We start from the raw sequence: 13,549 nt of genomic DNA on the forward strand, positions 1-13,549 counted from the left end.
GGGGGTGGAGGCGGTGGCGGCGGCGCGGTTTCCGCTCCCCATGCGCCCTGCGCCGGGGCCGCCGCCATGGTGTTGAGGGCCGCGAACCCGCGTTGGGAAACACCGAGATCACGCAGCACGCCCTGCTGCCAACCCGAGTCGGTCACCTGCCTCCTCTCTCCTCCGCCAGCCTACGAGACTTCGGGGAACTCGCGCACCGTCCGCCGCTCTCGCACCAAACCGTGACATCGAGCAAAATTCCGGTCGTTCGGCAGAACGCCGGACGGCTCCGCCGCGTCTCACCTATCGCACACCAGTGTCATCCCTCACCGTCGTGACGCCGCTACCCTTTCCAAACCTGTCTCACAAAAGCCCCCATCACGGCCTGGAGAAGCCATGAACCCTCCTCAGTGGCCGGGCCAGAACCCGCCCCCTGGTCAGCCCGGTTTCCCGCCCCCGCCGGGGCAGCCGTACGGCCCGCCCCCCGGCCAGCCCGGTTTCCCGCCGCCGCCCCCACCGCCCAGCGGCAGCGGTCCGCTGGTCCCGTTGCTGCTCGTCGGCGCGGTGGTGGTGCTGGCGCTGGTCGCGATCGGCGCGTTCGTCGTGATCGGCGGCGACGACGGTGAACGCCGCCGGGTGCTGCCGCCCCCGCTGACCACCCCCTCCTACAGCCCGAGCACCTCCACGACCGCGATGGACTCGGTGCTCAAGCCGATCGTCAGCACGGCGGCGGGCAGCACGTTCACGCGCGCGGGAACGATCCGCACCGGCAGCTGCATCAGCCGCGCCGACTCCGACCTGGTGACGGCGCTGCGCGGCAACTCCTGCGTGGACGACATGTCGTCGGCGCTCTACACCAACTCCTCGCGCACGATCGTCGTGGTGGTGTCGGTGCTGAAGTTCGCCGACTCGACCACCGCCGTCTCGGTCAACAACGCCACCAGCCGCGGCGCGAACCCCACGGTCCTGCTGCCTCCGACCGGCAGCGGCCTGCCCGCGCTGCCCCGCCAGCCGAGCGTCTGGAACCGCAGCTGGGCGCAGGGCCAGTACGTCGTCTACGCCCAGGGCTACAACGCCAACGGCACCGACCCCGGCAGCCGGACCGGCCTGGTCTTCACGACCGCGGGCGAGCTCGGCCGCGAGATCGCCAACGTGATGGTCTGGAAGGGCTGAGCCCCTTTCCCGCCAGGGCCCCGGCCGTCCCGGCCGGGGCCCTCGCCGTTCAGGCGCGCGGTTCGCGCAGGACACCGGCGAGGACCGCGTGCACGGCCCGGCGCACGGCAGCGGGTTCCGGCGGCTCGCCCGTCCGGTCGGCGAACATGAGGTGCCCACCCCCGATCAGCGTGGGGGCGAGCACGTCGATGTCGGCGTCGGCGGCGATCCGGCCGAGCTCGCGTTCCCGGGCGAGGTAGGAGGCGATCATCTCGGCGGCCTCGGTCACCAGCGGGATGCCGGTCGGCCGGACCTCGCGCAGCCGGGCGCGCAGGCCGTCCCGGGAGATGACGAGCCCGACGACCGCCACGACGACCGACCCGAACAGCTCGGTGAGCGCCCCGGTGAGGTTGTCGACGACGGTTCCGGTCCCGGCGGTGGCGCGCAGGAACGCGGCCCGGTCCTCGACGCGGGCGATGCGGTCCAGCACGAGTTCGGCCAGGAAGGCGTCGAAGTCGGCGAAGTGCCGGTGCAGGACGCCCTTGGCGCAGCCCGCCTCGGTCGTGACCGCCCGGCTGGTCAGCCCGCTCGGGCCGTCCCGGAGCAGAACGCGCTCGGCCGCGGCGAACAGCTGCTGACGCACGTCCCGGATGGCCACCCCTGTCGGCACCGCACTCCCCCTCGCCTTCCGTAGACCTCCACTATCGACGAGTGGGCAGTTGCCCACTAGAGTGGGCGCATGCCCACTTCGCGATCGGGACGTTCCCTGCCCTCCGAACCGCACCAGGCCCGGCAGTGGGCGGAGTCGTTCGGCTCGGACCCCGAGCGCTACGACCGCGCCCGCCCCCGCTACCCCGACGCCCTGCTGGAACGGCTCGTCGCCACCGCCCCCGGACCCGACGTGCTCGACGTCGGATGCGGCACCGGCATCGTCGCCCGGCAACTCCGGGCGGCCGGCTGCCGGGTGCTCGGCGTCGAGGTCGACCCGCGCATGGCGGACTGGGCGCGCCGGGACGGGCTGGAGGTGGAGGTCGCGGCGTTCGAGTCCTGGGACCCCGCCGGCCGGACGTTCGACGCGGTCGTCTCCGGCCAGACCTGGCACTGGATCGACCCGGCGGCGGGCGCGGCCCGGGCGGCCCACGCGCTGCGGCCGGGCGGCCTGCTGGCGGCGTTCTGGAACGTGGGCGTCCCCTCCCCCGAGATCGCGGAGGCGTTCGCCGAGGTCGCGCGCCGGGTGGTGCCCGAGCTGCCGATGCTCCAGCAGACGGCCGCGTCCGCGCAGGCGTACACGGCGCTGCTGGACAAGGCGGCCGACGGGATCCGCCGGACGAACGCGTTCGGCGCCCCGGAGCGGTGGGAGTTCGGCTGGCGGCGTTCCTACACCCGCGACGAGTGGCTGGACCAGATCCCCACGAGCGGCTTCGCCGGCCAGCTCGGCCCCGAGAAGCTGCGGGAGCTCCTGGCGGGCGTCGGCGAGGTCATCGACGCGGCGGGCGGCGGTTTCACGATGGACTACACGACGGTGACGATCGCCGCGACCCGCGCCGACGCCCCGGTCAGACCAGCTTGAGCGCGAACGGGAACGCGAGGACGAGCGGCGCCGTCTCCGGACGGACGTCCAGCTCGAACACGAGCTTCGCGCGCCGGTCCAGGTAACCGGCGACCGTGCCCTCCAGCAGCGCGACCCGCGCGCCGACGGGGTTCACGATCTCGAAGAAGCGGCCGCCCCGCACGTTCACGCCGGCCTCGACGGGCTCGGCGGCGGCCCGGGCGACGACGCGTCCACCTTGCCCGACCATCTCGTAGGTCCGCCTGCTGGTCAGCGTGAGCGTGGGGGCGGGGCCACCGGGGAAGAGCGGGGCGTCCGTGCGCTCCACCGCGCCGAGCCGCTCCCCGTTCGCGCCGGTGACGACGGCGAACCGGTCCCACTCCAGCGGGTCGTTCGCGGCCTGGGCGGGATGCTGGCCCGGCATGACCGACCGGGGATCGGCCTTGGGACGGGCTTCGGCACGTTCCAAAAAGAACATCGGCCGCCCCTCGCCGTCCCGCACCTCCAGCACGACCCGCGCGGTGTCGCGCGGCACGGTCGGGTCTCCGTAGGGAGGCCCGTCATGGCCGCTCATGACCTTCTGCCACAGGCTCCGCCGCCCGCCCTCGGTCGGCACGCAGGAGGCGACCCTCCGCTGCCCGCCGTCCAGCAGTTCGTATCCCCAGGGCTGCTTCCGCCGGACGACGGTCAACTCCTCACCAGCACGTATCACGATGAAACATTCTCAGGGACCCGCCGGACCGCTTCGGCCACACCCCGACGCCCGCCTCCATCTGACCGCTGAGGACGAAGGCGGCGTCCTTGCGCGACGCGTGGTGGACGTCGTCCTGGAGCAGGCCACAGATGCCGTCGTAGCCCTACGGGATGTTGATGACCCCGACCCCGCTGTCGACGGCGTACCGGATGGCCTTCTCCCAGGCCGTTCCCTTGGTCACCGGTCCTGCGGCGGATGGAACTGCGGCCGTCCGGGCGGAGGGGCCTGCGGCGCGCCCTGCGGAGTCTGCGGCTGCTGCGGGAACTGCCCTGGTTGCGGCGGGTACTGCTGCCCGCCCTGCGGAGGATAGGGAGCACCGCCGAAACCGGCCGGGGGCATCCCCTGGCCGGGCCCGGTGGCGGGCCGCGGCCCCTGGCGCTTCTTGCGCATCGCCATGAATCCGACGACGGCCACGGCGATCACGGCCGCGCCACCGAGGCCGCCCAGGTAGGCGACGGCGTCCCAGGCGATCGGGGTCTCGATCTCCTTCAGCGGCTTCTCGGCGTCCGGCTTGTGGTTCGCGGCCCACCGGTCGTACTCGTCGAACACCGGGTTCGCCGAGGTCTTCGGCACGTCGCCGATGAAGATCCGGTTGGGACGGATGATGCCGTAGCCGGTCCGGTCGTCCTTGCCCCTGGCGTCGACGTCCAGCGCGGAGGCGATGAGCTGGCGGACGACCTCGCGGTTCTTCATCTCCGGGTACCTGGACCGGATGAGCGCGACCATGCCGGCGGTCAACGCCGACGCCTGGCTGGTCCCGCTGAAGTTGCGCACGATCTTGCCCTCGGGATCGAGCCCGCCCACCTGGACTCCCGGCGCCGCGACCTTCACGTAAGGCTGCTTCTCCGTCTTCTGCCAGGGACGGAACTGCGGGTCCACGGCTCCGACGGAGAGAACGCCCCTGCAGTTGGCGGGATACATCGACGGGTTGGAGGCATGCCCGTCGTTACCCGCGCCCGCGATGATCACGGCGTCCCTGCCCAGGGCGTGGTGAATCGCTTCCTGCATATCGGTCGGGCACGCGCCGGGAAGCGCCTGCGACAGGTTGATCACCTTCGCGCCACGGTCGGCGGCGTAGCGGATCCCCTTCGCGATGGAGGGACCCGTCTGCGCGACGATCGGCAAGATCTTGGCTTCCGGCGCGACCCCCAGGAAGCGGGTGCTCTTGCCCTGCGAGGCGATGAGCGAGGCCATGTGCGTTCCGTGGCCGGGCTCTCCGAAGCTGGAGTTCTTGTCGGTGCGACCGTCGCCACTGCCGGTCTCCAGGTCGGTCCCCGGAAGCACCGCACCCGACATGTCAGGGATGTCCCCCTGAACGCCGGTGTCGCTGACCGCCACCGTGACGCCCTGCCCCTTGGCCTTGGGCCAGAGCTTGTCGTTGACGCCCCAGGTGGAGAACCACCACTGCTCCGGCAACGGCCTGGAATCCGCCGCAGCGGCACCGGGTGAGGCCACCGCCCCCAGAACGGCCAGGGCCAATGTCGACCGAACGACTGCCCGGCTCCAGCGTCGCATCCGACACTCCTCGCTCATCGCGACAAACCTCGCTCACGGTACGGACGGGTCAGGCTATCCCTGACCCATCCGTACCGTTCCCGCGTCACCGGATCCGGCGTCAGCCGATGACCGGGGGCGCGGTTTCGTCGTTACCGCCCCAGACGTCCTCGTCCTCGGTCAGCCAGGTGGAACGCTCGTGCTCGTTCTCCTGGCCGCCGGGGCCACCGGCGCCCGCGCCCATGGGCATTCCCATGCCCATGCCCATGCCGGCCCCGCCGTTCTTGCCGAACCCGCCGGCACCCGGGAAGGCGCCGAAGCCGCCGCCGGGCATGCCGCCGGGACCACCCGGCACGCCACCGGGACCGCCTGGAGGCATGCCCCCGGGGCCACCCGGAGGCATGCCGCCGGGACCACCAGGGGGGCCACCGCCGGGGCCGCCCGGAGGCATGCTCGACAGGTCGCCACCCGGGCCCTTGGGCATGTTCGGGCCGTTGGGACCACCAGGTCCGTTCGGGCCGCCGGGGCCGTTCGGGTCGTTCGGGAACTTGGGCGGGTCGTTCGGGCCGTGGGGACCGTTGGGCCCGTTCGGACCGTTGGGGTCCGGCATCTTCGGGGGCTCCGGAGTGCCACCCGGACCGTTCGGACCGCCAGGCGGGCCACCGGGAGGGGCGCCCCCACCCGGCATCTTCGGCGAGCCGGGCGGCTTCCCGCCCGGGTCCGTCGGCCCGGGAAGGTCAGGATCCCGGACGCTCGGGTTCGGCATCTGCTGGCGGATGTCGTCGGGGAAGTTGTCGTTGGTCGCCGTGGTGCCGTTGTTGATCCGCTCCATGGCGTCGCCCGCGCCCATGTTGCGGCCGAGGAACGAGCCCACCGCCGCCGGGGGGACGAGCTTGGACCAGTCCACGACCTCCTGGACCCACTTGGCGGTGGAGCTCTGCGAACCCCACGCCTGCTTCCAGCCCTCCTGCTGGGAGGCGTGGCTGGTCAGCGCCTGGCTGGTCTTGTGGCTCTTGTTGTAGATCTCGTTGGCCTGCCGGTAGGCCGTGTTCATCTCCTTCATCGCGGCCTGGGCGTCCTCGCCGCCCCAGACCTCGATGATCTGGTAGGCCTTCTTGTACAGCAGGTCGGCCGTGGTGTTGATACGCCGGGACAGGTTGCCGTACGTGTTACCCGCCGTGCGGACCTTGTCCGGCTCCATGCCGTCGACGATCTGCTGGAGCTTCGCGAACTGGTCCTCCCAGATCTTCAGCGAGTTCCAGCCGCCGATGCCCTGGTTGTCGCCGTGGATCTGGCCGTTGCGGATCGTGACGTTGTTGCTCTGACCTGTGGTCACCTAGCGCACCCCTCTCAAGTTCTCCGTGCCCGTCAGGTCGCGTAACGCTTGCCGCCGACGTTGTTGGCGGCCTTCTTGGCGTTGTCGTCGGCGTCGCGGTGGGTCTGGTTCGACCGGCGCAGCGCGTCGATGACCTTCTGGTACGACTGGAGGAACTGGTCGTAGGTGTTGCCAATGGCGTTCTGCGCGGTGTTGACCGTCATGTTCAGGCCCTGACCGGCGTTGTAGTTGCCGATCGCCTTCTGGCCCGGCTTGGCGTGGTCCTCCAACGCCTCGACCAGCTTCTGGTTGCGCAGGTCGTCCAGGTCCTTCTGGAGCTGGTCGGCCAGGTCCTTCAGCTTGTCGTGGTCAACCTTGATCTCCTTGCCCGCGTCGGGCAGGCTACGGGGACGCTCGGGGGGTGCCATGTCTGCTCAACCTCCTGTCGGCCGATGCCGACTCAACAACTGTTCGGCCGTCCGAGAAGACGAGACGGCACGGTGACGACCGGATCCGGGATGCGGGACCGTCGAGTGGAACGGGCCCCGGTCGGTCGCGCCGACCAAGGCCCGTTCCGCTACCTCCAGCACCCTGGAAAGGGGCGTCAGCCCCAGATGCCGGTGTTGGCGCGCTCAGCCGCCTGGTAGTTGTCGTGGGCGTCGCGGATGGCGACACCGAGCTGCGCCACGACGGTCTGCATGTCCTTGGCGGCGGTGTCCCAGTCCTTCTGGAAGCGCCAGTACGCCTCCTGCGCACCGCCCTCCCACTGGTTCAGCTTGGTCTTGAGCTTGCCCTCAAGGTCGCTCAGCTCGTCCATGAGCGCGCGCGCCGCCTGGGTGAACTGGGCCTCCCCCTCGGTCAGACCGCCGAAGTTTGCCCTCATGTAGCTCATGTGTCTCTCCTTTGTCCAGCCTGGTTCACCGGGTCGTCGGAAGGTCGCCGGATCAGGTGCGGCCGTTGAGCAGGGCCTGAACCTTGTTCACGGCCTGCTCGGACATCTCTTCCTTGGACTCGTAGGTGATCTTGGTCTGGACCAGGCTCTGGTGCATGCCCTCCAGCGCCCGCAGCACCTTGGTGAAGTCCTCGTTGAAACGGTTGAACACCGTCTCGAAGGCCATGGAGGCGTTGCCCTCCCAGGCCGAGCGGACCTGCTGCTTGTGACTTTCGAGCTGCGTCTGCAGGCCCTTGATGATGTTCGCGGAAGCGTCAATGTCCTCCGCGGCCTGCTTCATTGCCGCTCTGTCGACGGCGGACTGCTGCGTCATCCGTCACCTCCAGTGACTCGTCGTGCCATGACCCGCGGGAAACGATCTGGGCAGAGGCGCCGGGTCTTTCACGCCAAGCCCCCGTCCCGGCAGCACGAGGACCCCTGTGGCCGAGTAGGCGGGGGTCGCGCCGCAGAGTCCCATCACACTAAAGGGCCTGATCGCAAGGTGTCCATCGATTCCCTGGCGTATCAGACGCATCGCCATTCACCCTGGTTCAGCCCTTTTCGATCATTTTTTCAGCTCCCCACCTGGGTGGTCAGGGGCAGGTTGATCGAGACCTTGTCGGGGTCCAGCGGCTGCCCTTGTGCGATGAGATCCAGGACCCCGGCGGGCACCTTGGCGGCGTCGCCGGGAAGGGTGTAGCCGAGCTTCCCGGCGGTCTCCGGATTCTTGATCGGGAACCGCTTGCCCTCGGCCACCAGATAGTAGGTGTCCACCTTGTCGGCCTTGCCGGGGCTGGGGACGCGGCCCGCGACCGACGCGCTGCCGGGCGGGAACACCAGCTGGTCCGCGCCGGTCGGCTGCGGGCCGGGCGGCGGGGTCGGCAGCGTTCCGCCGATCGTCAGCTTGGCGTCGGAGTTGCCCGTGGGGTCGTCGTAGACGGCGCACAGCGGGCTGTTCTCCTTGTAGGTGGCCAGCGACGGGGCCTTGCCGTCCAGGCGCTGGTCGCGGACCTGCTGCGCGGACTGCCCCATCTGGCCGACCTGGCTGGTGTCGATCTGAACGGGCACGGGACGCTGGTTGCCGTACGCCTTCCAGGTGCCGCGGTCGGCCAGCATCAGGTCCCGCTGGATCGGGGTGAGCGGGGCGAGGCCGTCCTTGCGCAGCACGTACGCGGTCTGGCCGCCGGACGAGGTCTTCACTTCGAAGACCCGGCCGACCTGGGCCTTGCCGTTGGGGCCCGCGGCGGGCTGGCCGAGGTCGGGGATCTCCGGCGGGGCGAAGTTGGGGCCCTGGGTGACCGAGTCCAGCCACTTGCCGGAGATCTGGACGGGCGTCGCGCCGAGCGTGATGAGCGCCGACTGCGACATGAGCATCCGCTGGTTGCGCCAGATCAGCCAGTTCTGGCCGTCGGCCTGCACGACGACCGCCTGGTCGTCGCGCATCCGGGTGCCGCCGACGCCGCGGCCCGCCATCAGCGTCACCAGCGACTGGCGGCCCGTCGAGGTGCCGTCGACGGCGCGCACGCACACCGACCACGGGCCGCGGGTGAGCTTCTTGCGGTCGGGCAGCGTGTTCGGCGCGCCGGGGATGCCGATCATCGGGCCGCGTTCGTACTTCGACAGCGAGTTGGTGGAGACGGTGCGCCGGCTCTTGGCGTCGGCGCCGGCGACCAGCCGGGCCGACACGTAGTTGGTGACCGGGCAGAGCTTGCCGTCCTGGCACCACACGTAGCGGGCGCCGGTCTCCTTCTCCACGATCAGCATGCCGGCCTTCTCCAGGCCCTTGGCCCCGCCGGGCCGGATGATGCCGAAGATCCCGCACGCCGCGCAGACCAGGATGGCGATCATGACGCCGCTGAACCCGGCGATGTTCATCCGGCGCAGCGGCAGTTCGGGGTTGTCGGGCTCCCCGGAGATCAGCGCGAGCGAGGCGCGCTGGGTCATCAGCCGGTGCGCCTGCAGCAGGTCCTTGCGTGTCTGCACTGGCCTCTCCCCTTAACCGGCCAGGCCGCGCATGAAGCCGAACAGGCCGCACAGCCCGAGGGCCAGCGGCACCAGCGCCACCATCAGCAGCATTTCGAGGATGTCGGCCGCGCGGCCCCAGAACGGCGAGGGCCGGTTGCCCGGCAGCCACAGGCCGACGCCCAGGAACGTCCCGCCGATCGCCAGGACCGGCAGCAGCGCGCCGACGACCATCATGATCTGCGAGCCGCCCGCGGCCAGGCCCAGGGCGAGGATGCCGAGGCCGAGCACGCCCGGCACCAGCAGCGCCAGCCGCTGGATCCGGCCGCGGAACAGCCGCGAGCGCAGCAGCATCAGCGCCGAGATGACCCCGGCGGTGACGGGGCCGAGCCAGCCGTCGGCGAACGCGGCGGGCAGCAGCCCGAGGAACCCGACGATGCCGAGCCCCACGGTGAACCCGGTGATGAACCGGTCGGCCAGGCCGGTGCGGGTGAGCACCTGCCTGCCGTCCACCATGATCGTGTCGCGGCGGAGGTCCTCGGCGCTCTGCGGCACCGGCGGCAGCGTGACCTTGGAGAACCGGAACGCCAGCGTCGGGGTGAGCGGTGTCAGCATCATCGCCACGACCACGGCGACGGTGGCGATGCCGGTCGGCGACAGGTCGTCGAACAGCAGCGCGACGCCGGAGCCGGCGGCGCCGAGCGCGCCGCCCACGACCGTGCCCCAGAAGATCGTCGCGCCTTCCTTGATCCCGACCAGGGCGATCATCGCGACGAGCACGACCGCGCCGAACCCGGCCAGCGCGTGCAGCGGGCCGAGGTCGGCCAGCGCGGTGTCGCGCGCCGGGGCCAGCAGCCCGGCCAGGAACGCGTGCGGGAACGCCGAGAAGGCGAGCACCGTTCCGGCCTGCCGGTCCCCGGAGGCGCGGGACACCGACACCGAGGCGATCATCAGCAGCAGGGCGACGACGCCGGCGCACACCGCCGGGACGATCCACGACGGCCCGGACAGCAGCAGCACGAGGGCGGCGAAGGCGGACGACCCGGCCGCGACCGAGAGCGCGAAGTTGCGGGTCCACTCGGGCCGCCAGCGGTCGCGGCGGTCGTTGACGGCGGTGGCGACCACGTCGGCGACGTCGTCGAAGGCCAGCTCCGGAAGCTGTGACATCCCGGGGCGCAGGTAGAGCATCTCGCCGTCGCGGAGCCCGGCCTGCGCGGGGGTCGTCGCCCCGTCGAAGGGGGCCTCGTCGAGCCGTTGCAGCACCCAGCCGCCGTGCGCGAGTCCGGCGTCGGCCATCTGGTTGCCCGAGTAGTGCAGGATCGCCGGGAAGAGCTGGGCGAACGGCACGTGGGCGGGAAGCGAGATGTCGATGCGGCGCTTGGGAGCCACCACCGTGACCCGGCACAGCTCTGCCCCGGTGACTGTTGCCACAGTTCTCCCTCACAAGTACACCTGTGGTCCCAAGGACCGTCCCATCACGGGAGGAAACCGTAACAACATAGACGTTCTGTCAAGCCGTAGGTAACAAGCTGTGACGCTCCACACGCCCTGGTCACGCCTCCCTCACCCCCGGTATGCGCGTGCGGCACGGCCCGCGTCCCCTGAATCGGACGGCGCTGGAACCACCGGGGCCTCCCGCGAGTCAGAGTCGCCGGAAAGCACGCCCGGCGGAGAGCCGAACCGGTCTGTCTACCCGCGGGGAACGCCCTGAATCCATTGATCACGCGTTTCCTGCACGGTTCGATACGATTCCTCCCGCCTGGCGACCGATTCGGGGGGAGCACGGATGTGGAAGGACGACGAACCGGACGACGGTGACGACGTCCCGTTCGAGCAGCGGCTCGCCGAGGCACGCCGGGAGCTGGGCGACGCCCTCACCGCCCGCGAACCCGTGACCGCCCGCTCGGAGACTCCTCTGGTACGCGGCGAGGGCGAGGCCGCCGAGGGACGAGTGCGCGCCGTGGCCGTCAGCGGCGGCCGTCTGGAGTCACTCGAACTCGACCCGCGCGTGCTCCGGCTTCCGCCCGGCGAGATCGGCGCTTCCCTCGCCGCCGCCGTGAACGCCGCGCTCAACGACGTGCGCGGCAAGGTCACCAGCGATCCCGCCGACAGCGCGGCCGACCCCGCCACGCTGCTGCGACGGCTCGGCGAGGTCCAGAACGAGGGGCTGCGCCGGCTCGGCGTCATGATGCGCGGCCTCGACGAGGCGCTGGCCGGGATCCAGGACCGCGCCCACGTCGGCGACCACGCCCCGCTCCCCGACCTGGAGGGGCTGGTCGGGCAGGTGGGGCGGCTGGCCGGTCCGGCGGGCCCGAGCGGCGGCCGCGCCCCGGCCGTCGGCACCGCCGCCGACGGCGAGGTCCGGGTCACCGTCTCCGGCGGCGGCCTCGTCGAGACGGTCGAGCTCACCGAACGCGTGGTGCGGCAGGGGTCGCACGCCCTGGCCGCGCACGTGGTCACCGCCGGGAACGCCGCCCTGGCCGAGGCGCGCGCCAACGCCGTCGACGCCACCGCCGTCCTCGGCCCCCACGAGATGGCCGAGCAGGTCCGCCGCATCCAGGACCAGAGCCTGGAGCAGTTCTCCTCCTTCACCCGCTCCCTCACGTCGCTGATGAACAGCGTCGAGAAGCGCTCCTAGAAAGGGACCGTCCCATGGCTCCTGAACTGGACGTCGACCCGAAGGTGATCAAACGGGGCGGTGAGGGCATCCACTCCGCCGCCCAGCACCTGCGGTCCGAGTGGCAGGCGTTCCAGGGCGAGCTCCAGGGGCACGGCGAACCCTGGGGCGGCGACATGATCGGCATGCTGATCGGCGGCTGCTACGGCGCGATCTACGAGGCGGCCGTGGAGTGCATCGAGAGCAACATCGACGGGCTCAAGGACTACGCCGACGGCACCGTGGAGATGGCCTCGGTGTACTTCCAGGCCGAGGACAGGTCCACGGTCGAGGTCAACCGCGTCCGGCAGATGCTGGGGTGACCCGATGGGACTGAAACTGTCGGGGGAGCTGGCCTCCGCGCTCGGGATGCTCGGTTACAACTGGCCCGAGACCGACGAGGAGAAGCTGTTCAGGATGGCCGGGTCCTGGTTCGGCTTCGCCGGGCGCCTGGGCGCGCCCGTGGGCGAGGCACAGGACCACGCCGCCAGGGTGTGGAGCCAGAAGGGCGAGGGCCTGGAGGCGTTCCGCCGCAAGTGGACCGGCGAGGACGCCCCCGCCGAGGCCCTCACGGACGCGGGCACCGCCGCGATGCTCATCGGGGCCGGGCTGACCATCTGCGCGGTCGTGGTGCTCATGCTGAAGATCTATGTGATCATCCAGCTGGTCCTGCTGCTCTTCCAGATCATCCAGGCCATCGCCTGGGCCGGGCCGACGTTCGGCGCCTCGCTGTCCTGGATCCCGATCGCGAAGTTCATCGCCTCGGTCGTCATCGACCAGCTCATCGACATGACCGTCGAGTCGATCCTCAACGGCTGACGGCCACCACCCCACCGAACCGACCGCGGACGGAGAGCGTTGGCCAGGACCAGAAGCAGGGGAGCGGGCGGGAGAGGCGGGAACATGGGCCTTTTCCGCCCCATTGCCAACTGGCTGAAGAAAATGCCCGCCGACCGGCACCCCGTCCGGCGCGTCCCCCAGGGGTTCACCGATCGGGAATTCCGCAAGTTCGCCCGGAACATTCGACAGCTACAGCGCCAGGCGGGGCTTCCCAAGGGCGATCTCATCCTGCACGGCAGCCGTATCAAGGGAACGGCGCGCACGAACTCCGACATCGACATCGCGCTGCGCGTCAACAAGAAGGACTTCTTCAACCTGGCCGAACGCGCCCTGGCCAGAGCCCCGCTGGGCACCCGGCTACGGAAGAGCATGTTGCGCCGGTTCAACGAGAACGGCCAGATCGCCTCCTTCGACCTGGGCTCCGATTTCCAAAAACTCCGCCGTGAACTCCTCGACTCGAATTCGCCGGTGAAGGTGCAATTCTCGGTGCTGTTGAAGGGTGGTAAGCTCGACAACGGTCCATCACTTCCCATCCAGTAGGAGCAACAAGTGGAGCGCGCCCTTCAGTTTCTGGTGATGCTGGACGGCCCCACCGACGAACGCCGGATCCTGGACGCGGTGCGGCAGGCGTTCCCCGACGCGACCCCGGTGAAGTCGAACTCCTGCGACCTGCGCGGGAACTGGCTGGAGGCCTGGACCAACGAGGACCACGACCCGGACCTCGCCGCCAACGACGACGAGGACGCCTTCCTCTACTTCCGCTGGCGCGTGGAGGTCACCCCCATGGCCGACGGGATCACCGAGGACGACCAGGTGGCGCTCGCCAAGGGGCTGGTCGCCTGCTTCACCGCCCACGGCTGGACCCCGATCGTCGCCGCCGCCTTCGAGGACCGCGTCTGACGGGGCCCCGGCCGCCC

General features: G+C 70.7%; 16 protein-coding genes. 7 read left to right on the forward strand and 9 right to left on the reverse strand.

Going from position 1 to position 13,549, the window contains the following annotated elements; genetic code table 11:
* Positions 1-375 precede the first annotated feature (375 nt).
* Positions 376-1,152, forward strand: a complete 777-nt coding sequence (locus tag AKI01S_RS08075) for a hypothetical protein (RefSeq protein WP_157419720.1) — start codon at positions 376-378, stop codon at positions 1,150-1,152.
* A gap of 49 nt (positions 1,153-1,201) precedes the next feature.
* On the opposite strand, the gene AKI01S_RS08080 is transcribed toward AKI01S_RS08075, so the two are convergent.
* Positions 1,202-1,801: a TetR/AcrR family transcriptional regulator gene (locus tag AKI01S_RS08080; RefSeq protein WP_067813480.1), complete on the reverse strand. Its 600-nt coding sequence runs from the start codon at positions 1,799-1,801 to the stop codon at positions 1,202-1,204.
* 69 nt (positions 1,802-1,870) lie between these two features.
* On the opposite strand from AKI01S_RS08080, the gene AKI01S_RS08085 reads away from it, so the two are divergent.
* Positions 1,871-2,701 (forward strand): class I SAM-dependent methyltransferase, encoded by an 831-nt coding sequence (locus AKI01S_RS08085; RefSeq protein ID WP_067813482.1) that lies wholly within the window; start codon positions 1,871-1,873, stop codon positions 2,699-2,701.
* Here the strand turns inward: AKI01S_RS08085 and AKI01S_RS08090 are convergent.
* The 8 genes from AKI01S_RS08090 to eccD all read right to left on the reverse strand — a co-directional run bounded on the left by AKI01S_RS08090 (position 2,688) and on the right by eccD (position 10,567).
* A complete protein-coding gene (locus AKI01S_RS08090) occupies positions 2,688-3,392 on the reverse strand; it encodes a hypothetical protein (RefSeq protein WP_218009601.1) in 705 nt (234 codons plus the stop codon). The genes AKI01S_RS08085 and AKI01S_RS08090 overlap by 14 nt on opposite strands.
* Before the next feature lie 219 nt (positions 3,393-3,611).
* The gene (locus AKI01S_RS08095; RefSeq protein ID WP_067813486.1) at positions 3,612-4,949 is read right to left on the reverse strand and encodes a S8 family serine peptidase; all 1,338 of its coding nucleotides are present in this window, start codon (positions 4,947-4,949) and stop codon (positions 3,612-3,614) included.
* A gap of 100 nt (positions 4,950-5,049) precedes the next feature.
* The gene (locus AKI01S_RS52630) at positions 5,050-6,264 is read right to left on the reverse strand and encodes a hypothetical protein (protein WP_067813488.1); all 1,215 of its coding nucleotides are present in this window, start codon (positions 6,262-6,264) and stop codon (positions 5,050-5,052) included.
* 32 nt (positions 6,265-6,296) lie between these two features.
* Positions 6,297-6,671, reverse strand: coding sequence for a hypothetical protein (locus tag AKI01S_RS08105; protein ID WP_067813490.1), 375 nt, complete (start codon positions 6,669-6,671; stop codon positions 6,297-6,299).
* 176 nt (positions 6,672-6,847) lie between these two features.
* Positions 6,848-7,135, reverse strand: a complete 288-nt coding sequence (locus tag AKI01S_RS08110) for a WXG100 family type VII secretion target (protein ID WP_083999154.1) — start codon at positions 7,133-7,135, stop codon at positions 6,848-6,850.
* Positions 7,136-7,187: 52 nt separating this feature from the next.
* Complete coding sequence (locus AKI01S_RS08115; protein WP_083999156.1) at positions 7,188-7,508, reverse strand: WXG100 family type VII secretion target; 321 nt, start codon at positions 7,506-7,508, stop codon at positions 7,188-7,190.
* Positions 7,509-7,747: 239 nt separating this feature from the next.
* The gene (gene eccB / locus AKI01S_RS08120; protein ID WP_067813494.1) at positions 7,748-9,157 is read right to left on the reverse strand and encodes a type VII secretion protein EccB; all 1,410 of its coding nucleotides are present in this window, start codon (positions 9,155-9,157) and stop codon (positions 7,748-7,750) included.
* A gap of 12 nt (positions 9,158-9,169) precedes the next feature.
* Positions 9,170-10,567 carry a type VII secretion integral membrane protein EccD gene (gene eccD / locus AKI01S_RS08125; protein ID WP_067813496.1) on the reverse strand — a complete coding sequence of 466 codons (1,398 nt, stop codon included), beginning with the start codon at positions 10,565-10,567 and terminating at the stop codon, positions 9,170-9,172.
* A 355-nt stretch (positions 10,568-10,922) separates the two neighbouring features.
* Here eccD and AKI01S_RS08130 point away from each other — a divergent pair, with 355 nt between their 5' ends.
* The 5 genes from AKI01S_RS08130 to AKI01S_RS08150 all read left to right on the forward strand — a co-directional run bounded on the left by AKI01S_RS08130 (position 10,923) and on the right by AKI01S_RS08150 (position 13,532).
* Positions 10,923-11,774: a YbaB/EbfC family nucleoid-associated protein gene (locus tag AKI01S_RS08130; protein ID WP_067813498.1), complete on the forward strand. Its 852-nt coding sequence runs from the start codon at positions 10,923-10,925 to the stop codon at positions 11,772-11,774.
* Between the two features lie 14 nt (positions 11,775-11,788).
* The gene (locus AKI01S_RS08135) at positions 11,789-12,115 is read left to right on the forward strand and encodes a hypothetical protein (RefSeq protein WP_067813501.1); all 327 of its coding nucleotides are present in this window, start codon (positions 11,789-11,791) and stop codon (positions 12,113-12,115) included.
* Positions 12,116-12,119: 4 nt separating this feature from the next.
* Positions 12,120-12,611, forward strand: coding sequence for a WXG100-like domain-containing protein (locus AKI01S_RS08140; RefSeq protein WP_067813503.1), 492 nt, complete (start codon positions 12,120-12,122; stop codon positions 12,609-12,611).
* Positions 12,612-12,695: 84 nt separating this feature from the next.
* The gene (locus AKI01S_RS08145) at positions 12,696-13,172 is read left to right on the forward strand and encodes a nucleotidyltransferase domain-containing protein (RefSeq protein WP_067813505.1); all 477 of its coding nucleotides are present in this window, start codon (positions 12,696-12,698) and stop codon (positions 13,170-13,172) included.
* Between the two features lie 9 nt (positions 13,173-13,181).
* Positions 13,182-13,532, forward strand: a complete 351-nt coding sequence (locus tag AKI01S_RS08150; RefSeq protein ID WP_067813506.1) for a hypothetical protein — start codon at positions 13,182-13,184, stop codon at positions 13,530-13,532.
* The last annotated feature ends 17 nt before the right edge of the window (positions 13,533-13,549 follow it).

It is taken from the genome of Actinomadura kijaniata NBRC 14229, assembly GCF_001552175.1.
GTDB lineage: Bacteria > Actinomycetota > Actinomycetes > Streptosporangiales > Streptosporangiaceae > Spirillospora > Spirillospora kijaniata.

What these genes read in the sequence shown, in the direction of transcription:
- AKI01S_RS08075 (WP_157419720.1), top strand. Translation starts at nt 376, where the DNA reads ATGAACCCTCCTCAGTGGCCGGGCCAGAACCCGCCCCCTGGTCAGCCC.
- AKI01S_RS08085 (WP_067813482.1), top strand. Translation starts at nt 1,871, where the DNA reads ATGCCCACTTCGCGATCGGGACGTTCCCTGCCCTCCGAACCGCACCAG.
- AKI01S_RS08095 (WP_067813486.1), bottom strand. Translation starts at nt 4,949, where the DNA reads ATGCGACGCTGGAGCCGGGCAGTCGTTCGGTCGACATTGGCCCTGGCC.
- AKI01S_RS08105 (WP_067813490.1), bottom strand. Translation starts at nt 6,671, where the DNA reads ATGGCACCCCCCGAGCGTCCCCGTAGCCTGCCCGACGCGGGCAAGGAG.
- AKI01S_RS08110 (WP_083999154.1), bottom strand. Translation starts at nt 7,135, where the DNA reads ATGAGCTACATGAGGGCAAACTTCGGCGGTCTGACCGAGGGGGAGGCC.
- AKI01S_RS08115 (WP_083999156.1), bottom strand. Translation starts at nt 7,508, where the DNA reads ATGACGCAGCAGTCCGCCGTCGACAGAGCGGCAATGAAGCAGGCCGCG.
- AKI01S_RS08130 (WP_067813498.1), top strand. Translation starts at nt 10,923, where the DNA reads ATGTGGAAGGACGACGAACCGGACGACGGTGACGACGTCCCGTTCGAG.
- AKI01S_RS08135 (WP_067813501.1), top strand. Translation starts at nt 11,789, where the DNA reads ATGGCTCCTGAACTGGACGTCGACCCGAAGGTGATCAAACGGGGCGGT.
- AKI01S_RS08140 (WP_067813503.1), top strand. Translation starts at nt 12,120, where the DNA reads ATGGGACTGAAACTGTCGGGGGAGCTGGCCTCCGCGCTCGGGATGCTC.
- AKI01S_RS08145 (WP_067813505.1), top strand. Translation starts at nt 12,696, where the DNA reads ATGGGCCTTTTCCGCCCCATTGCCAACTGGCTGAAGAAAATGCCCGCC.